Genomic DNA, 17,843 nt, shown 5'->3' on the forward strand with positions numbered 1-17,843 from the left:
GGAGGCAGGCGAAAGCCGGCCAGGTCACGGTGACCTGCGGTTTCAACTCCCGACTCTCCATTTCCAACTCCCCGCCTTAGATGCGCATCGAAGATCAGCCCGCTTACGTGCTGCATGCCCGGCCTTGGCGCGAGACCAGCTTGCTGGTCGAGGTGCTGAGTCAGGAACATGGCCGCCTCGGCCTGCTTGCGCGCGGCGTGCAGGGGGCCAAGAAGCAGGCCTTGCGTGCAGCCTTGCAGCCACTGCAGGCGATCCGCTTTGACGCGCAACAAACGGGGGAGCTGGCCCAGCTGCGGCGCGCAGAAAGCCAGGATGTAGCGCCGCGACTGCAAGGCCACGCGATGCTGGCCGGTTTCTATATCAACGAACTGGTGATGCGGCTGACGCCGCGGCAGGATCCGGTCCCGGAGCTGTATTCGGCTTATGGCGAGCTGCGTGGCCAGCTGGATCAGGAGCAGGCACTGGCATGGTCGCTGCGTCGCTTCGAGCGTGACCTGCTCGAGGCGCTGGGCTTTGGCTTCGACTGGAGTTGTGCGGCAGACGGCGAGCCGATCGATCCGGCGGCGCGCTATCGACTGGATCCGCTGCAGGGACCGCTGCGTCTGTTGAGTGAACGCAATAATGAGTGGCGCACGCTGGCTACCGGCAGCGCGCTGCTGGCCTTGGCCGCCGACGAACAGCCCGACAGCAGCGATGTCGCCAGCCTGCGCCTGCAGATGCGCGCAGTATTACTGCACCATCTCGGCGGTCGCGGACTCAAATCCTGGGAAATGCTGGGCGAACTCGCCCGTCCGCAACCGTAGCATCGAGTCATGCTCGGCAAGAGGCCTCACCTGTAGTGCCGAGCCATGCTCGGCAAGAGGCATTCCAAGCCAAAACCCACCCCTCCCCAACCCTCCCCTTGGCCTGCGGCCAAAAGGAGGGAGCGTAGTGCCGAGCCATGCTCGGCAAGAGGCTTCACCGGCAGGGGCCATGCCGAGCATGGCTCGGCACTACATGTAATTAACGCAACAGGGCGCTGACGGCGCTGCCGAATTGTTGGCGCGCCTGCATCGAGGCCGGGTCGTGATTCAGTTGACGCACCGCAAACGCCAGGCGCGAGGCACCGACAAAGCCGCAGCTGGCCTGCAACCTGTGCAGTTGCGCGTGCAGGGTCTTGTCGTCGTGTTCTTCCAGTGCATGGCTGACCGCATCGCGGGTGCTGGGCAACTCCGAGAGAAACAGCTCACGCAGCGCACGTACATGCGCCTGCTGCCCATTCAGCGCGCTCATCGCCGCGGACTCATCCCAGTCGGGCGCGGCTTCGGCAACGGGGCCATCGGTTTTTGCAGTGGACTTCGCCAACGCACGGCGCACGCTCTTCAGCAGCGCGTCGCGGCTGATCGGTTTGACCAGTGTTTCCTGGAAGCCGGCCTGCTGCAGCGTGTGCTGCATTTCCAGGCTGGTATCGGCGGTATGTGCCAAGGCCGTGGTCTGCGGATGCAGGTTGCGCAGGCTGCGCAACAGATTGGCACCGTTGCCGTCGGGCAGGTTCACATCGAGCAGCCAGAGATCGTAGGTTTCGGTCTGGGCCAGGCGTAGCGCGCTGGCGCAGGAATCCGCGATATCGACCTCGGCCGGTAGCGATTCCAGCACGAACTGGAAGAAGCCCTGGCTGGTCATGTCGTCCTCGACCAGTAGCAGGCGCGGCAGGTTTCCTTGGTGATGCGTATTCATCTGCTGCCTCCATGTCAGCTATAACCCGCATCTTAGCGATGGCGCAGCGATCTGCAAGCCATCGGGGTGTTCACGTTAAGCATCTGCGACAATGGCCGCCCTTTTGCCCGCAGCCTGTTGCCACGTGGCCCGATCCAGAACCCCCCGCATAGACAAGACCCCGTTCCAGACCGACATCCTCGACCTGAGCCACGATGGCCGCGGCGTGGCCCGCCGTGAAGGCGAGGGCAGCAAGGTCACCTTCATCAGCGGCGCCCTGCCGCATGAAACGGTGATGGCCGAGCAGACCGCCAAGAGCCGTCATTTCGACGAAGCCAAGACGCTCGAAGTGGTCAAGGCCTCGCCGGATCGCGTTGAGCCGCGTTGCCCGCATTTCGGTGTATGTGCTGGCTGCGTGCTGCAGCATCTGGAAGAGTCCAAGCAGATCGTCGCCAAGCAGCAGGTGCTGACCGACAACCTGACCCGCATCGGCCATGTCAGCCCGGGCAGCGTGTTGCCGGCGCTGGTCGGCGACAGCTGGGGCTATCGGCGCAAGGGTCGCTTCTCGGTGCGCCGCGTCGAGAAGAAGGACAAGACCCTGGTCGGCTTCCGCGAACTGGACCCGCGTTTTGTCGCTGACCTGTCGCAGTGCCTGACGGTGATCCCGGAGATCGGCAGCAAGGTGGGCGTGCTGTCCGCATTCATTGAAAGCCTGGACGGCAAGCGCGATATCCCGCAGATCGAATTCATCGCCGGTGATGCGGCCATTGCGCTGACCGTGCGCCACCTTGCCCCGCTCAGCGAAGCTGACAAGCAGGCGTGGATTGCCTTCGGCCAGGAACATGGCTTCGCGATCTACCTGCAGCCCGGCGGCCTGCATACCGTTGCACCGTTGTGGCCGGCCGAAGGCGTTGCGCTGTCCTTCGCGCTGCCGCAGTGGGATGTGGAGCTGGCGTTCCGTCCGCTGGACTTCATCCAGGTCAACGCCAAGCTCAACCAGCAGATGATCGCGCATGCACTGACCCTGCTGGATGCGCAGCCGGATGAGCGCGTGCTCGACCTGTTCTGCGGCCTGGGTAACTTCACCTTGCCGCTGGCGCGCAGCGTGCGCGAAGTGGTGGGTGTGGAAGGCGAGGCCGGGCTGGTCGCGCGCGCCAAGGAAAACGCTGAGCGCAATGGCCTGGCCAACGCCGAGTTCCATGCGGCCGATCTGACCCTGGACCAAAGCGGAGCGCCGTGGATGAAGCAGGGCTTCGACAAACTGCTGCTGGATCCGCCGCGTTCGGGTGCGATCGACGTGCTCAAGCAATTGCCGCTGGAGCAGTTCAAGCGCATCGTCTACGTGAGCTGCCACCCGGGTTCGCTTGCCCGTGATGCCGGCTACCTGGTCAACGAGCGTGGCTTCACCCTGGTGTCGGCAGGTGCAATGGACATGTTCCCGCACACCGCTCACGTTGAAAGCATTGCCGTCTTCGAGAAGAGGTAAGCGGTGGGTATCGAGATCGAACGCAAGTTCCTTGTCACCAACGATGGCTGGCGTGCCGCTGCGCACGCCGTCATCCCGATGGCGCAGGGCTATATCAACGATATGGCGGCGATGGACAGCGGCGCGCAGAAGGCCTCGGTGCGAGTGCGCATCCAGGGCGACGAGGCCTATTTGAACATCAAGTCGCGCGAGCTCGGCCACACCCGCCAGGAGTTCGACTACCCAGTGCCGGTAAACGAGGCGCGTGAGCTGCTGGCGCTGTGCGTTGGCGGCATGATCGACAAGCGCCGGCACCTGGTCCAGCACGATGGCCTGCTGTGGGAAGTGGATGAGTTCCTCGGCGACAACGCTGGGCTGGTGGTGGCGGAAGTCGAGCTGGAAAGCGCCGATCAGGTCTTCGCCATGCCTGATTGGGCTGGTGCAGAAGTGACCGACGAATTGCGTTATTACAATCTGGCCTTGGCCTCGAAGCCGTACAGCCAGTGGTGACGTGCCGGTAGTGCCGAGCCATGCTCGGCAGGGGCATTGCCGGTAAAGCTTCAGCCGAGCATGGCTCGGCACTACAGGTGGCATTGCTGGTAAAGCCCCTGCCGAGCATGGCTCGGCACTACATTGGACATCAGGAACCCTCATGCGCATCGATATCTGGTCTGACGTTGTCTGCCCTTGGTGCTGGATCGGCAAGCACCGCTTCCAGCGTGGTCTGGAGCTGCTGGGGGCTGACGCGCCCGCGATCGATGTGCACTGGCACCCGTTCCTGCTGGATCCGGATGCCAGCACCACGCCGGTTCCGCTGCGCGAGGCTTACGCGGTCAAGTTCGGTGGCATCGAGCGCACCAACCAGATGCTGGCGCAGACCCAGGGCGCAGCCCGTGCCATGGGCCTGCCGATGGATTTCGACAAAGGCCAGGTCAAGGTCAGCACGCTGCCTGCGCATCGCCTGATGTGGTTGGCCGGCCAGCACGGTGTGCAGGAGCAGGTGGGTGAAGCACTGTTCCGCGCGCATTTTGTCGAGGGCCGCAATCTGGCCGACCCGCAGGTGCTGATCGCCGCCGCCGCAACCGGCGGCATCCCGGCCGAGCGCGTGCAGGCCATGCTGGCCTCCGAAGAGGGTCTGGCCGAGGTCCAGGCTGGGATCGGCCAGGCACAGGCGCTGGGCATCCAGTCGGTGCCGACCTTCGTCATCAACGGCCAGTACGCCGTGCAGGGTGGGCAGCCGCCGGAAGTATTCGCCGAGGTGCTGCGCAAGATCGCCGCCGAGCAGGCTCCGGCTGCCACTGCCAGCAATGATGAACAGGCCTGCGGCCCGGACGGTTGCAGCGTCTGAACGCGGGCTCTGACGCGGCGGGCGCCATCTGCGACAATGCCCAGCTACGCCGCAGCCTGCGGCGGGATGGAGTCCTTGCATGCTTTTGATCGGCGTTGCCGGCACCGAACTGACTGCCCAGGAGCGCGGCTGGCTGCAGCACGACGCCGTGGCCGGCGTGGTCCTGTTCAAGCGCAACTTCGCCTCGCGTGAGCAGGTGGTCGAGCTGACCAGTGCGATCCGTGCCGCTACCGCACGTCCGCTGCTGATCAGCGTGGACCAGGAAGGCGGGCGCGTGCAGCGTTTCCGCGAGGGCTACGCCGAGCTGCCGCCGCTGGAAGGCCTCGGCAAGTTGTATGCGACCGATCCGGAAGCTGCCCTGGCCCTGGCCGGGCAGCACGCCTGGCTGATGGCCAGCGAGATCCGCGCCAGTGGCCTGGACCTGAGCTTCGCGCCGGTGGTGGACGTGGGGCATGGCAACCTTGCCATAGGCAACCGTGCCTTCGGCGAAGACCCGCAGGTGGTTGCCGCGCTGACTGCGGCCTATGTGCGCGGCATGCACTCGGTCGGCATGGCGGCAACGCTCAAGCATTTCCCCGGGCACGGCACCGTGCGCGAAGACACGCATGTGGATACTGCAATCGATCCGCGTTCGCTTGCTGAAATCGAAGCGCATGACCTGATACCGTTCCGTGCCGGCATCGCTGCTGGCGCTGATGCGGTGATGATGGCGCATGTCATCTATCCTCAGGTGGCGCCGGAACCGGCGGGCTACTCGCCGCGCTGGATCAACCAGATCCTGCGCGAGCAGATGGGCTTCCGCGGCGTGGTGTTCTCCGACGACATCGGCATGGCGGCTTCGTTCGCCGCCGGTGGGGTCAAGGCCCGCGTCGATGCGCACCTGGATGCCGGCTGTGACGTGGTGCTGGTCTGCCACCCGGAGCTGGTCGAAGAATCACTGCAGGCCGTGGCCGGCCGCAGCTTGAATACCGCCGCCCTGCTGAGCCTGATCGGCCGTGGGGCGATGGGGTGGGGCGGCCTGCTGGCCGATGCCCGCCATACTGATACCCGTAATCATCTGTTTGAAAACCTTGGAAGAACCGCCTGATGTCCAGACTCACTCTTGAACAAGCCGTGGCCCAGGCCGACCTGCTGGTCGACCGCCCCGCCATCGACACCGCCATTGCCGGTATCGCCGACGCCATCGCGCGCGATTACAAGGGCGAGGTGCCGGTGTTCATTTCCATCATGAACGGTGCGCTGCCGTTCGCCGGCCAGTTGGCATTGGAGCTGGGCGCGCGTGGCCAGGATGCGCAGTTCGACTACATGCAGGCCTCGCGCTACCACGGCGAGACCGGCGGCGAGCTGGTCTGGAAGCACCGCCCGGTGTCGGCCCTGTTTGGCCGCCGGGTGATCCTGGTCGACGACATCCTGGACGAAGGCTTCACCCTGCAGGGCGTGCGCGAATGGTGCCTGGAGCAGGGCGCCACCGACGTGCGCATCGCCGTGCTGACGGTGAAGAAGCACGACCGCGCACTGCCGGGCGTCAAGGCCGATTACGCCGGCATCGACCTGCCGGACCGCTTCGTGTTCGGCTTCGGCATGGACGTCAACGAGTCGCTGCGCTCGCTGCCCGCCATCTACGCAATGAAGCAGTAATACCGGCGGCCGATGCTTGCCATCGGCCTTCGGTTTGATCGCGGCCAGGTCACGCCAGCGGCGTGGCCTGTACGTGTCCAACGAAAACATCAGGAAAGAGCATGGAACCTATCGCCCTGGCCGTGATTGGCGGCACCGGCGTGTACAAGCTGGCCGCGCTGGACGATGTCCAGACCCATGAAGTGGAAACCGCCTACGGCGCTCCGTCCGGCCCGGTCCGGGTTGGTCTGTTGAACGGCCAGCGCGTTGCGTTCCTCGCACGCCATGGTGAAGGCCATTCGATTCCACCGCACAAGATCAACTACCGCGCCAACCTGGCCGCGCTGAAGCAGCTGGGCGCAACCCGGGTGCTGGCGCTGAACACCGTTGGCGGCATCGGTGACAACTTCGGCCCGCGCGTGCTGGCCTGCCCGGATCAGCTGATCGACTACACCTGGGGTCGGATTTCCACCCTCAGTGAGGAAGAAGGCAGCGAGGTGCTGCACGTTGATTTTGGCCACCCCTACAGCCCGGCGTTCCGCGCCAAGGTGCTGGCCGCGGCCAAGGCCAAGGGTGTGGCAATCCAGGACGGCGGCTGTTACGGCGCAACCCAGGGCCCGCGCCTGGAAACCAATGCGGAAATCGCGCGGATGCGCCGTGATGGCTGCGATCTGGTCGGCATGACCGGCATGCCCGAGGCCGGGCTGGCGCGCGAACTGGGGCTGGAATACGCCTGCCTGGCGATTGTCGCCAACTGGGCGGCCGGCTGCGGCGACGCTGGGGAGATCACCATGGCCGAAGTTCTGGCCAATGTGGACGCAGCTTCGTCTGGTTTGCCGACTTTGGTGGGTGAATTGGCACGGGGGTGATTGTCATCCCGCCTTAAGGTTTGCATACTCCGCCAGTGCGCTTCATTCAGCGTACATCAATCCATTCATCGAACAAGGTCTCGCATCACCATGCCGAACGGTACCGTCAAGTGGTTCAACGACGCCAAGGGATTTGGCTTCATCTCACCGGAGGACGGCAGCGCCGATGTCTTCGCGCACTTCTCCGCGATCAATTCCAAGGGCTTCCGCAGCCTGCAGGAAGGCCAGCGCGTCAGCTATGACGTGACCCAGGGCCCGAAGGGTGCCCAGGCTTCGAACATCACGCCGGCCGAGTGATCTACCCGGTTGTGCGGAAAAACCCCGCTTAGGCGGGGTTTTTTTTTAGAGGATGCAGTCGCCCAGGGAGGGACTGTAATGAGCAAGACACTGGATATCGCCATCGTTGGTTATGGCACGGCCGGTCAGGCGCTGGCCGTGCTGCTGTCGCGCGATGGGCACCGGGTGCAGGTGTTCGAGCAGGCAGCAACGCCGGGCCCGGTCGGCGCGGGCTTCCTGCTGCAGCCCAGCGGCCTGCAGGCGCTGTGGCAGATGCAGTTGATGCCGCAGGTGCTGGAGCATGGTGCGGTAGTGCGCCGCCTGTACGGCGAAACCCCGTGCGGCCGCGCGGTGATGGACATGAACTATGCCGGGCTGGACGCACGCCTGTGTGGCATCGGCATGCAGCGCGGGGCGCTGTTTTCACTGCTGGACTCGGCCTGGGATGCTGGCCCATCGCTGCACGTGGACAGCCGTATCAGCGCCATCGACGACTCCCTGCAGCGCGTGCAGGACCAGCACGGGCATTGGCACGGCCCGTTTGATCTGGTGATCGCCACCGACGGCTCGGGCTCGGGGCTGCGTGCGCAGGTGCAGGGCACCAGGTTGGACAGGATTTACCCCTGGGGTGCGCTGTGGTGCCTGCTGCCGCGGGGCGACTGGCAGCATGGCGACGAGCTGCGCCAACGCTATGTGGCCGCGCGCAAGATGATCGGCCTGCTGCCGGTGGGCACGCGCCCGGGCGACAGCGAGCAGCGCCTGAGCTTCTTCTGGAGCCTGCCGCGTGATGGTTTCCAGGCCTGGGAGCGCGATGGGCTGGAACCGTGGCTGGATGAGATCGCCACCCTGTGGCCGGAAGCGCGTGAGCGCCTGGCCGGGATCAGCGTGCAGGCGCAGCTGGCGCGTGCCAGCTACCGCGACGCAGTGATGCAGCGCTGGTACCGCGGGCGGCTGGTGCTGGCTGGTGACGCCGCGCATTCGATGAGCCCGCAGCTGGGGCAGGGCGTCAACATGGCGCTGATGGATGCGATGGCGCTGCGTGATGCCTTGCGCGCGGAACAGAACATTGATGCCGCGTTGGCGCGTTACCAGCACGAGCGCAAGGCACATGTCTGGTTGTACCAGTTCTGGAGTCGCTGGCTGACGCCGATCTTCCAGTCCGACCACGATTGGATCGCAAATGGCCGCGACCTGTTGTTCAAGCCGATGGGGCGCATGCCGGGCGGTCGTGGCCATATGCTAAGGGTGCTCAGCGGCACCCAGCATGGCCTGTTCGGCAAGCTGGCGCTGCAGGATGATTTCATCGCTGCGCTGGCCGAGGTCGCCGCAAAACGCTGAGCGACGCGCGGGCGGCGCGCGCTTGCGGCAGAATCAACGGCGATCCTCCTCGAGTCGCCGCCATGCTGCCGCAGCCGCCGCCGTTTGAAACCCACGTCGTCGACAACCAGCCGCCACCGTTTGCCGAGCGCGATCTGTGGCAGGACGACCTGGCCTTGCAGCAGTGCGTGCAGCGCGAAGGCGCGGAAGCCTTCGCGGAGGTGGTGCAGCACTACGGTGTGCTGGCCGGTGGCGAGCTGTACCGGATCGGCTTCGACGCCAATCGCCAGCGGCCGCTGCTGCGTACCCACGACGCGCAAGGCAACCGTATCGATACCGTTGATTTCCATCCGGCCTATCACCGGCTGATGGCCACCGCTAAAACCCGCGGCGTTGCCGGGCTGTCCTGGCGCTCGGCGCAGCCCGGTGCGCATGTGGCACGTGCGGCCTTGAGCTATCTGCACAACCAAGCCGAAGCAGGCACCAGTTGCCCGCTGACCATGACCCACGCAGCGGTGCCGGTGTTGCGGCAGGAACCCGCGCTGGCCGAATGGGCCAGCAAGGCCGCCGCACCTTTCTACGACGCGCGCGATGTACCGATCGGCGACAAGCCGGGCATCACCCTCGGCATGGGCATGACCGAGAAGCAGGGCGGTTCCGACGTGCGCGGCAACACCACGCTGGCGACGCCGTTGGCCGGAGAGGGCGAGTACAGCCTGGTCGGCCACAAGTGGTTCTTCTCCGCACCGATGTCCGATGGCTGGTTGGTACTGGCACAGGCACCTGGCGGTTTGAGCTGCTTCCTGATGCCACGCAGGCTGGCCTGCGGGCGCCGCAACAACTTCCATCTGATGCGTTTGAAGGACAAGCTTGGCGACTGGGCCAATGCCTCCAGCGAGGTCGAGTTCTGTGGTGCCTGGGCGCGCCGTGTTGGTGATGAAGGGCGCGGTGTAGCGACCATCATCGAGATGGTGATGCTGACCCGGCTGGACTGCATGCTGGGCTCGGCCGCGCAGATGCGCATGGCCTTGGCGCAGGCGCTGCATCATGCGCGGCACCGGCGCAGCTTCGGCAAGCTTCTGGTCGAGCACGCTTTGATGGCCAATGTGCTGAGCGACCTGGCGATCGAGTCGGAAGCGGCGACCACCTTGGCAATGCGCGTGGCCCGCGCAGTCGATGCCGCGCCGCAGGATCCACAGCAGGCGGCGTTCGCGCGCATCGCCACGGCCATCGGCAAGTTCTGGATCTGCAAGCGTGCGCCGGGCTTCGTCAATGAAGCGCAGGAGTGCCTGGGCGGTGCAGGCTATGTGGAAGAGTCGATGCTGCCGCGGCTGTACCGGCAGGCGCCGTTGAACTCGATCTGGGAAGGCAGTGGCAACGTGCAGTGCCTGGATGTGCTGCGCGCGCTGCAACGCGAACCGGAAACCCGCGTGGCCTTGCTGGCCGAACTGCAGCAGGTCGCCGGTCGCAACGATGATTACGACAAGGCGCTGCAGGCGCTGCTGGAACGGCTGCAAGGAACGGAGTTGCTGCAGGCCGATGCGCGCACGCTGGTGGTGGATATCGCGCTGCTGTTGCAGGCGGCGATGTTGTTGCGCGCGGACAGCCCGGTGGCGCAGGCCTTCGTACGTTCGCGGTTGCGCCAATCGCAACCGGTGTATGGGCAACTACAGGCAGATACACCGTTCGCAGACATCCTGGCCCGCGCTTTGCCAGTAGGAGCGGTTGTAGGGGCGGCGTAAGCCGCGAAGCCAGTAGCAATGCAGCCGCGAGTCAGCCTGCAACTGCAGAATACCGGCTTGCAGGCGTTGCGTTGTGGGAGCGGCATAAGCCGCGAAGCCAGTAGCAATGCAGTCGCGAGTCGGCCTGCAACTGCAGAATGCCGGCTTGCAGGCGTTGCCTTGTGGGAGCGGCGTAAGCCGCGAAGCAGACAGCGTTGAAGCCGCGAGCAAGCCCGCAACTGCAGAATCAAGCCCGTCGCACACGGCAGCTGTCCAGGCCGCTCACGGCTTTCCTGCAACGCGCCCCGCCACAACCCTGATCAACCGGCACCATCCAGCGCAGGGTCGAAGCGCAGCACCTGGTTGCGGCCACTGCGCTTGGCCCGGTACAGCGCGGCGTCGGCCTTGCGCAGCAGGGTGAGGCCGGCCACGCCGTCGACGGGATACGTGGCCACACCCAGTGAGATGGTGATCGGCGGCAGCGTCTTGCCCGAGAACGGCACGCTCATCTGCGACAGGGCAAAACGTAGTTCCTCGGCCTGGCGCAAGGCGCTGCTGCTGTCCGATTCGGGCAGGATCACGGTGAATTCCTCGCCGCCATAACGGCAGGCAATGTCTTCGCCGCGCAGGCGCGAACCCAGCAGCTGGCCGATGGCTGCCAGCAGGGCATCGCCGCCGCCGTGACCGTGGGTGTCGTTGAACTGCTTGAAGTGATCCACATCCAGCATGATCACCGACAGCGGAAAATCGCGGCGGCCGCAGCGGGCGATTTCGCGGGTCAGCGATTCTTCCAGATAGCGACGGTTGTACAGCCCGGTCAGCGGATCACGGATGGACTGCAGGCGCAGCGACTCGCGCAGTCGCAGATTGCTCAGGGCAAGCGACAGCTGCTCGACCGCGGACTCGGCGATGTTCAAGCGCGGCAACGGCCCGGGGCCAACGCCGGAAAGGAAAAGGAAACCAATCTGTACGCCTTGTGCCGACATCGGAATACAGGCGGTGGCAACACTTTGGCCGTGCTCAGGCCGGCTGATATGCGGGCAGCTGGCATCGCGCAGCAGGTCGTCGATCACATGCGGTTGCCCGCGCCGGATCGCCCAGCAATCGCTGGGCGGCAGGGTCGCGCTGGTTTCCACCAATGGCTTGCCCCAGCTGACGATGTTCTCGGCGCGGTCGTTGGAGGCGCGTAGCAGATAGACCGAGCCGGCGACGTTGGGCATCAATGCTTCCAAGGTGCGCGCGCTGATCTCCAATGCTTCCTCCGGGTTGGCGCAGCTTTGCAGCAGGCCGGTGTAGCGCCCCAGCGTCTGCAGGTCGGCGCTGGAGCGCTCGATCTGTTCCAGGTTGCCCGCCAGTTGTTGACTGGCGCTGGCAGCGCGCCGTTCGGCGCGGGTGCGGCGGCGCAGTTCGGACAGCAGGATGCCGTACACCGATGCGACCACCGCCAGACCAAACGGAATGCCGGCGAAGGCCAGCCCCAGCAGCAGGTCGGCGCTGCGGCGCGAGCTCGCTGCACGCTCGACCAGACGTTCGTGTTCTTCCTCGACCATCGTCCGCACCTGCTCGCGGATGGCGCTGGTGGTACGGAAGGCGGTCTGGTTGATGGCTGCGCGCGCTGCATCCAGGCCGCGGCTGTCGTAGATGTCGACCACATGCTGGATCTGCTGCAGGCGTCGGTTCACCAGCTCGTTGAGCTTGAGCGCATTGCGCGCCTGATCGGGATTGTCCGGGATCGACTTGGAGAGGCTGCCCAACAGCAGCGGCAGTCGCTCCACGCTCACCTGGTAGTCGAGCAGATAGGCCTGGCTGCCGGTCAGCAGGTAACCACGCTCGGCCGATTCGGCGTCGAGCACCATCGACTGGATCTCATCAATCCGGCTGATGACTTCATGGGTGTGGGCGACCAATCGCGCATCGGCGATGAACCTGCGTGCGCCAACGAATACACCAATACCGATAGCGACGAACACCAGCGCCGAGAAAACCAGCGCGAATTTACTGCCTGTGCGTTTCTGCATCCGGCCCTTGACTGCATGATCGAGGTGATACGCCTGTGCTGCCTGTGCGCGTGATCACATGCCCACCCGGATGGTGTTCACCCGGCCCCCAGTGGGATCACGCTTGCCGCGCGAATGCCACGCAGCCGCCATCGGCATGACGGCTGCGTGGCGAGTCTATCAATGCTTGGCGGCGTCTGCTTTTTCGCGCGCGTCCTTGGCCGCATCGTGGGCATGGTCGGCGACTTTCTGTGCCGCGTCGGCGGTGGCGGCGCTGGCATCGGCGGCGGCATCCTTGGCTGCGACTGAGGCTTCATCTGCGGCTTTGGCAGTGGCGTCGGCTGCGTTGTCCAATGCCTGCTGTGATTCGGCGGCGGCAGTACGGGTGGCTGCAGCGGCCTGGTCGGCGGCATCGCGAGTGGCGTCCGCGGCGGACTCGGCTGCGTTCCTGGCGGCGTCGGCGGCATGATCGGCCGCAGCGGCTGCGTCCTGCTTGGCCTGCTCGGCATTGCGGTCATTGCAGCCAGCCAAGGCCAGCACCAGGCCTGCGGTCAGTACGGGGACAAACAGCTTCATTGCACTCTCCTAGGGTGGGCCAATGCGATCAGCCTAGGGGGTTGCGTATTCAGATCACGTCAACGCCCCGTCGCACGATGCGTCTTGTTCACGCGGGGCAGTGCGGCTGCAGGGCTGCGGATCGCTCGATGCAATTGCAGCCATAAAAAAAGCCGCTGGCGAACCAGCGGCTTTTCTGGAACAGCTTGGAAGCAGAAGTTATTACTTCTTGGCTTCTTCAGCAGCGTCCTTGGCCTGACCAGCAACGTCTTCAGCAGCCTTGGCAGCGTCAGCAGCGGCGCCAGCAGCAGCGTCGGTGGTGGCAGCAGCAGCAGCGGTGGCAGCGTCGCCAGCTGCGTCAGCAGCGGTAGCGGCGGTGTCAGCAGCAGCCTGGGCAGCGTCAGCGGTAGCAGCGCCGGCGGCAGCAGCAGCGTCAGCAGCGCCCTGGGCTTCGGTTGCAGCGGTGTCAGCGGCAGCGGCGGCGTCAGCAGCCTGCTCCTGCTTCGAGCAGGCGGTCAGGGCCAGACCCAGGGTCATTGCGATCAGCAGCTTGTTGATGCTCATTAGTGAATCCTCGTCGTGAAATTAGGCAACGCGCCATTGCGCGCCGGGAACATGATGACAAGCCCATTTCGGCTGTCAAGCGGTCCCGCATTCAGGTTTGAAAAAATCTGAGATTTTTCAATCAAATCAATTCAATGGCGATGGCGGTTGCTTCGCCGCCGCCGATGCAAAGGGATGCAACGCCACGCTTGAGGCCGCGTGTGCGCAATGCATTTACCAGCGTAACCACCAAGCGGGCACCCGACGCACCGATGGGATGACCCAATGCACAGGCGCCGCCATTGACGTTGATCTTGGCATGCGGAATACCCAGCTCGCGGATCGGTGCCATCGCCACCACGGCGAACGCTTCGTTGATCTCGAACAGGTCGACGTCGGCGATGTTCCAGCCGGCTTTTTCGAGCACCTTGGTGATCGCACCGATCGGTGCGGTGGTGAACCATTCCGGTTCCTGCGAGAACGTGGCGTGCGCGGCAATGCGGGCCAGCGGCTGCACGCCGCGGGCGGCGGCATCGTCGGCGGAGAGCAGCACCAGCGCTGCGGCACCATCGGAAATGCTGGAGGAGCTGGCTGCGGTGACGCTGCCGTCCTTCTTGAACGCCGGACGCAGGGTCGGGATCTTGGCGATGTCCGACTTGCCCGGCTGCTCGTCCTGGTTGAACTCGACCTCACCCTTGCGGGTGGCAACCTTGACCGCGACGATCTCGTCGTTGAACGCGCCATTGGCCTGTGCGGCCTGTGCACGGGTCACCGACTCGATGGCGTAGGCATCCTGTTCTTCGCGGGTGAAGCCGAACTTGGCAACGGTGGCTTCGGCGAACACGCCCATGGCCTGGCCGTCGTAGGGGTTGGTCAAGCCATCCCATGCCATGTGATCGACCGCCTGGAAATTGCCGTAGCGGTTGCCGGTGCGCGAGTTCGGCAGCAGGTGCGGCGCGTTGGACATGGATTCCATGCCGCCGGCAACCACGATGCTGGCCGAGCCGGCCTTGATCAGGTCGTGGCCGAGCATGATGGCTTTCATGCCGGAGCCGCACACCTTGTTGAGGGTGGTGGCACCGGTGCTGGTCGGCAGGCCTGCGGCAAGCGCGGCCTGGCGGGCCGGTGCCTGGCCCAGGTTGGCGGGCAGCACGCAGCCCATGATGACTTCGGACACGTCGCTGGCAGCAATGCCGGACTGCTGCATGGCCGCGCTGATCGCGGCTGCACCGAGGGTAGGAGTGGGGACGCCGTTGAACTGGCCAAGGAAGGAGCCAATGGCGGTACGCTTGGCGGCGGCGATGACGATGTCGGACATGAGCAATCTCGGTTATACCTTGCGGCAATTATCGAACGTCTGCAGGGTCTGGCACATTGGACCAACGGCACATCCCCACAGACAGTGGATTGTCGTTGCAGTATAGAAGGTAGCTGGAGTGCTACCTGCACCAGGTAATACCTGAATTGGTAAATGATCCACAGGACGGAGAACTAAGGGAATGAGCAGTGCAACGGTAAATGGTCGGGTAGCGCGCAGCGTGCTGGCCAGTTCATTGGCGTTGGCCTTGGCAGCCTGCGGGGGCGGGGGCGGAACCAGGTCCGATCCGCCGCCGGTGACACCACCAGTGACGCCGCCACCTACCACGACGCCGCCGGTGGTCACCCCGCCGGTGACGCCGCAGCCGGCCTTTGACGCGCATCTGGCGCTCACCAATACGCCCGCCGCGCATGCGATGGGCCTGACCGGGGCGGGCTACCGCATCGGTGTGATCGACTCCGGAGTGATGCGCAATCATCCGGCGCTGGCTGGGCGGGTGCTGGTCAACCGTACCTACGTAAACCCAACGCAGAACAACCTGGCGATCGATGACGTGGTCGGCCACGGCACCACGGTTGCACAACTGGCCGCTGGCGCGCCGACCGGGCAATGGCCGGGTGGTATTGCGCCGGGTGCGCAGATCCTGTCCGCGCGCATCATCGCCGACAAGTCGCCAACCGATGACGGCTCGGGCAACGGCAACGAGGTGACCGGCGCGCTGGGTATGGCGTCTATCCATGCCGACCTGATCCGTGACGGCATGCGCATCATGAACAACTCCTGGGGCGGCCTGTACTGGACCCGGCCGAACGTAACGGCGGATATTGCCAACGAGTACCGTCCTTTCATCAATAACAGTGATGGGCTGGTGGTGTTCGCCACCGGCAACGAATCCAAGCCCAACCCTTCCGACATGGCAGCGCTGCCGAGCAAGGTGGGCAGCCCTGGCAGCTATCCCGCAGCCGATCTGGAACGTGGTTGGTTGGCGGTTGCGGCATTGGATACGGCCAAGCCCACCGCATTGGCGTATTACTCCAATGCCTGCGGCGTGGCCAAGAATTATTGCCTTGTGGCGCCGGGGACCTCGTTGTTCCTTGGTCAGGACAGCACGGCTAACAACCTGACGTATTACTACGGTAGCGGCACCTCGTATGCAGCGCCGCTGGTGTCCGGTGCGGCGGCATTGGTGTGGCAGGCGTTCCCTTACTTCAACAATGACCTGGTGCGGCAGACCCTGCTGGGTACGGCGACTGACCTTGGCGATCCCGGCCCGGATGCGGTGTTCGGTTACGGCCTGCTCAACGTGGGCAAGGCTGTGAAGGGGCCGGGCAAGGCCGACTGGGGTGACATCAAGGTCGACGTGAATCAGCTTGGGCTCAACTCGGAATGGAGCAATCCGATCAGTGGCGCGGGTGGACTGGTGAAAACCGGTAGCGGTTCGCTGGGTTTGTCCGCGGCCAATACCTATGCCGGTGCTACCCGCATCCAGCAGGGCACGCTTGCGCTGCGCGACGGTGGCTCGATCCGCTCCAATGTCAGCATCGATGCGCAGTCCAATCCTTCGGCTGCGGCACTGCAGTTCATGGGGGGCACCACCCGTGTGGTGGGTAACGTGGACAACGCTGCCAGCGTGATCGTGCTCAGCAATGAAGGTTCGGCAACGATCGAGGGCAACTACGTGCAGCGCTCAGGCGCGCGCTTGATGGTGGCGCTTGGCTCCAATGCCTTGCAGGTCACCGGCACTGCGAGTCTGGATGGCGGGGTGATGGTCAGTGGCGCGGTTGCCGGTTATGTACCGCAGGATGGCCGCCGCCAGGACCTGCTGCATGCAGCTGGCGGCGTCAGCGGACAGTTTGCAACGCCCGCTACCGGCGCCAGTGGCGTCACTTTGCTGCAGACCCAGTACGGCTATGACGCCAACAACGCCTGGCTGCAGTTGGACCGGGTGAGTGTGACGGCAGCAGCAAGCACCGCCAGCGTTGGCCTGCGCGCGATGTCGGCCGCACAGCGGGTGGAGCAGGCGTTCGAACTGCTGGACTCCAATAGTGGCCTGCAGACCACAACGTTTGGCGCAGCGGCAGCGGCGGTGCAGGGCGTTGGCGGTGGATTTGCCGGCCTGGCCCAGAGTCTGGAGAGTCTCTCCGGGCAAGCCCATGCCACCGCCACGGCGATGACCTTCGACAGTATCGACATGAACCGGCGTGCGCTTTCCAGCCAGTTTGCCGACGGCAGCACGCGGTCGGCGGCCAGTGGCGTGTGGATGCGCAGCCTCGGTGGTGGTGGGCAGGGCGGTTACCTGGGCAGTGACTACAGCGTAGGCGGCTGGATGATGGGTGGCGAAACCGCGCTCTCCAGCAACGCCGTACTGGGCTTCGCCTTCGGTGAAACCCATGCCAATGCCAGCAGTGGTGTGGCGCAGGATCGCAGTCGTGATCGCCAGACCCAGTCGCAGCTCTATGCTGGCTGGCAGCGCGGTGATGCCTATGTGCTCGGTCAGGCGGGCTTTGGCCAGTACCAGCGCGAACTGGACCGTGGTTTGTTGCTGGGTTCCGAGCGTGCTGGCGTGCATGCGCGTTACAACGGCAATTTCCTGTCCAGCAGCGTCGAGGCCGGTTATCGACTGGGCCACGGTGCGGCGCAGCTGACGCCGTATCTGGGTGCCGACTACACGCGCATCGACGGTGGCGCGTTCAACGAACAGGGGGGCTACGGCTTCGGCCTGCGCGCCGATGATTGGAGCAGCAGTCGCGTACAGGCCTTGGCTGGATTGCGCGGGCAGTACCTGTGGAAACGCGTGGCGTTCAACGGCTATGCCGAATGGCAGCAGGCGCTGGGCGACAATGGCCTGAGCCTGGATGCGAGCTTTGTCGGGGTGGATGCCTGGGCACCGATTGCCGGCCTGCAGCCGTCGCGTTCGGGCGGCTTGTTTGGGCTGTCAGTGGCTTCGTGGCTGGCCCGCAATACGCGGCTGTCGTTGGGCTATGACCAGCGCTTCGGTCCGCGTGGCGACAACCGGCAGGTCTCGTTGCGTCTGCAGCAGGCGTTCTGATCCGGCAGCGCTTGAGCCGGCAGAAAAGCAGAAGGCGGGCGAGATGATCGCCCGCCTTCCGTGTTTCAGCCGG

The 17,843-nt window shown here is 64.9% G+C and carries 16 protein-coding genes; 11 read left to right on the forward strand and 5 right to left on the reverse strand.

The window, feature by feature from the left end:
* The first annotated feature begins 80 nt into the window (after positions 1–80).
* Positions 81–803 carry a DNA repair protein RecO gene (gene recO / locus Q5Z11_RS07415; protein WP_303749395.1) on the forward strand — a complete coding sequence of 241 codons (723 nt, stop codon included), beginning with the start codon at positions 81–83 and terminating at the stop codon, positions 801–803.
* 199 nt (positions 804–1,002) lie between these two features.
* Here the strand turns inward: recO and Q5Z11_RS07420 are convergent, their stop codons facing one another.
* Positions 1,003–1,716: an Hpt domain-containing response regulator gene (locus Q5Z11_RS07420; protein ID WP_303749396.1), complete on the reverse strand. Its 714-nt coding sequence runs from the start codon at positions 1,714–1,716 to the stop codon at positions 1,003–1,005.
* Between the two features lie 124 nt (positions 1,717–1,840).
* Here Q5Z11_RS07420 and rlmD point away from each other — a divergent pair, with 124 nt between their 5' ends.
* From rlmD to Q5Z11_RS07465, 9 genes are all read left to right on the forward strand, one after another.
* A complete protein-coding gene (gene rlmD / locus Q5Z11_RS07425; protein WP_303749397.1) occupies positions 1,841–3,181 on the forward strand; it encodes a 23S rRNA (uracil(1939)-C(5))-methyltransferase RlmD in 1,341 nt (446 codons plus the stop codon).
* A gap of 3 nt (positions 3,182–3,184) precedes the next feature.
* Complete coding sequence (locus Q5Z11_RS07430; protein WP_303749398.1) at positions 3,185–3,670, forward strand: CYTH domain-containing protein; 486 nt, start codon at positions 3,185–3,187, stop codon at positions 3,668–3,670.
* A gap of 142 nt (positions 3,671–3,812) precedes the next feature.
* Entirely contained in the window at positions 3,813–4,508 is a 696-nt protein-coding gene (locus Q5Z11_RS07435; RefSeq protein WP_303749399.1) for a DsbA family oxidoreductase, read from the forward strand.
* A 79-nt stretch (positions 4,509–4,587) separates the two neighbouring features.
* Positions 4,588–5,595: a beta-N-acetylhexosaminidase gene (nagZ, locus tag Q5Z11_RS07440; RefSeq protein WP_303749400.1), complete on the forward strand. Its 1,008-nt coding sequence runs from the start codon at positions 4,588–4,590 to the stop codon at positions 5,593–5,595.
* Positions 5,595–6,146, forward strand: a complete 552-nt coding sequence (locus Q5Z11_RS07445) for a hypoxanthine-guanine phosphoribosyltransferase (RefSeq protein WP_303749401.1) — start codon at positions 5,595–5,597, stop codon at positions 6,144–6,146. Before nagZ ends, Q5Z11_RS07445 begins: the two co-directional genes overlap by 1 nt.
* Positions 6,147–6,247: 101 nt before the next feature.
* Complete coding sequence (locus tag Q5Z11_RS07450) at positions 6,248–6,994, forward strand: S-methyl-5'-thioinosine phosphorylase (protein WP_303749402.1); 747 nt, start codon at positions 6,248–6,250, stop codon at positions 6,992–6,994.
* 90 nt (positions 6,995–7,084) lie between these two features.
* The gene (gene cspE, locus Q5Z11_RS07455) at positions 7,085–7,291 is read left to right on the forward strand and encodes a transcription antiterminator/RNA stability regulator CspE (RefSeq protein ID WP_057506519.1); all 207 of its coding nucleotides are present in this window, start codon (positions 7,085–7,087) and stop codon (positions 7,289–7,291) included.
* A 78-nt stretch (positions 7,292–7,369) separates the two neighbouring features.
* Positions 7,370–8,608, forward strand: coding sequence for an FAD-dependent oxidoreductase (locus Q5Z11_RS07460; protein ID WP_303749403.1), 1,239 nt, complete (start codon positions 7,370–7,372; stop codon positions 8,606–8,608).
* Between the two features lie 62 nt (positions 8,609–8,670).
* Entirely contained in the window at positions 8,671–10,329 is a 1,659-nt protein-coding gene (locus tag Q5Z11_RS07465) for an acyl-CoA dehydrogenase family protein (RefSeq protein WP_303749404.1), read from the forward strand.
* A gap of 299 nt (positions 10,330–10,628) precedes the next feature.
* On the opposite strand, the gene Q5Z11_RS07470 is transcribed toward Q5Z11_RS07465, so the two are convergent.
* The 4 genes from Q5Z11_RS07470 to Q5Z11_RS07485 all read right to left on the reverse strand — a co-directional run bounded on the left by Q5Z11_RS07470 (position 10,629) and on the right by Q5Z11_RS07485 (position 14,721).
* A complete protein-coding gene (locus Q5Z11_RS07470) occupies positions 10,629–12,326 on the reverse strand; it encodes a diguanylate cyclase (RefSeq protein WP_303749405.1) in 1,698 nt (565 codons plus the stop codon).
* Between the two features lie 159 nt (positions 12,327–12,485).
* Positions 12,486–12,881 (reverse strand): hypothetical protein, encoded by a 396-nt coding sequence (locus Q5Z11_RS07475; protein ID WP_303749406.1) that lies wholly within the window; start codon positions 12,879–12,881, stop codon positions 12,486–12,488.
* 201 nt (positions 12,882–13,082) lie between these two features.
* Complete coding sequence (locus Q5Z11_RS07480) at positions 13,083–13,424, reverse strand: hypothetical protein (protein WP_303749407.1); 342 nt, start codon at positions 13,422–13,424, stop codon at positions 13,083–13,085.
* Positions 13,425–13,545: 121 nt separating this feature from the next.
* The gene (locus Q5Z11_RS07485; RefSeq protein ID WP_303749408.1) at positions 13,546–14,721 is read right to left on the reverse strand and encodes a thiolase family protein; all 1,176 of its coding nucleotides are present in this window, start codon (positions 14,719–14,721) and stop codon (positions 13,546–13,548) included.
* 181 nt (positions 14,722–14,902) lie between these two features.
* On the opposite strand from Q5Z11_RS07485, the gene Q5Z11_RS07490 reads away from it, so the two are divergent.
* A complete protein-coding gene (locus Q5Z11_RS07490) occupies positions 14,903–17,770 on the forward strand; it encodes an autotransporter serine protease (protein WP_303749409.1) in 2,868 nt (955 codons plus the stop codon).
* The last annotated feature ends 73 nt before the right edge of the window (positions 17,771–17,843 follow it).

Source organism: Stenotrophomonas sp. 610A2, from assembly GCF_030549615.1.
GTDB classification, from domain to species: Bacteria; Pseudomonadota; Gammaproteobacteria; order Xanthomonadales; family Xanthomonadaceae; genus Stenotrophomonas; species Stenotrophomonas pigmentata.

Excerpts from the sequence above, each read along its gene's own strand:
- Q5Z11_RS07480 (WP_303749407.1), bottom strand. The coding sequence starts at position 13,424 with ATGAGCATCAACAAGCTGCTGATCGCAATGACCCTGGGTCTGGCCCTG.
- recO (WP_303749395.1), top strand. The coding sequence starts at position 81 with ATGCGCATCGAAGATCAGCCCGCTTACGTGCTGCATGCCCGGCCTTGG.
- Q5Z11_RS07435 (WP_303749399.1), top strand. The coding sequence starts at position 3,813 with ATGCGCATCGATATCTGGTCTGACGTTGTCTGCCCTTGGTGCTGGATC.
- Q5Z11_RS07420 (WP_303749396.1), bottom strand. The coding sequence starts at position 1,716 with ATGAATACGCATCACCAAGGAAACCTGCCGCGCCTGCTACTGGTCGAG.
- nagZ (WP_303749400.1), top strand. The coding sequence starts at position 4,588 with ATGCTTTTGATCGGCGTTGCCGGCACCGAACTGACTGCCCAGGAGCGC.
- Q5Z11_RS07470 (WP_303749405.1), bottom strand. The coding sequence starts at position 12,326 with ATGCAGAAACGCACAGGCAGTAAATTCGCGCTGGTTTTCTCGGCGCTG.
- Q5Z11_RS07445 (WP_303749401.1), top strand. The coding sequence starts at position 5,595 with ATGTCCAGACTCACTCTTGAACAAGCCGTGGCCCAGGCCGACCTGCTG.
- Q5Z11_RS07490 (WP_303749409.1), top strand. The coding sequence starts at position 14,903 with ATGAGCAGTGCAACGGTAAATGGTCGGGTAGCGCGCAGCGTGCTGGCC.
- Q5Z11_RS07475 (WP_303749406.1), bottom strand. The coding sequence starts at position 12,881 with ATGAAGCTGTTTGTCCCCGTACTGACCGCAGGCCTGGTGCTGGCCTTG.
- Q5Z11_RS07465 (WP_303749404.1), top strand. The coding sequence starts at position 8,671 with ATGCTGCCGCAGCCGCCGCCGTTTGAAACCCACGTCGTCGACAACCAG.
- Q5Z11_RS07485 (WP_303749408.1), bottom strand. The coding sequence starts at position 14,721 with ATGTCCGACATCGTCATCGCCGCCGCCAAGCGTACCGCCATTGGCTCC.
- cspE (WP_057506519.1), top strand. The coding sequence starts at position 7,085 with ATGCCGAACGGTACCGTCAAGTGGTTCAACGACGCCAAGGGATTTGGC.
- Q5Z11_RS07450 (WP_303749402.1), top strand. The coding sequence starts at position 6,248 with ATGGAACCTATCGCCCTGGCCGTGATTGGCGGCACCGGCGTGTACAAG.
- Q5Z11_RS07460 (WP_303749403.1), top strand. The coding sequence starts at position 7,370 with ATGAGCAAGACACTGGATATCGCCATCGTTGGTTATGGCACGGCCGGT.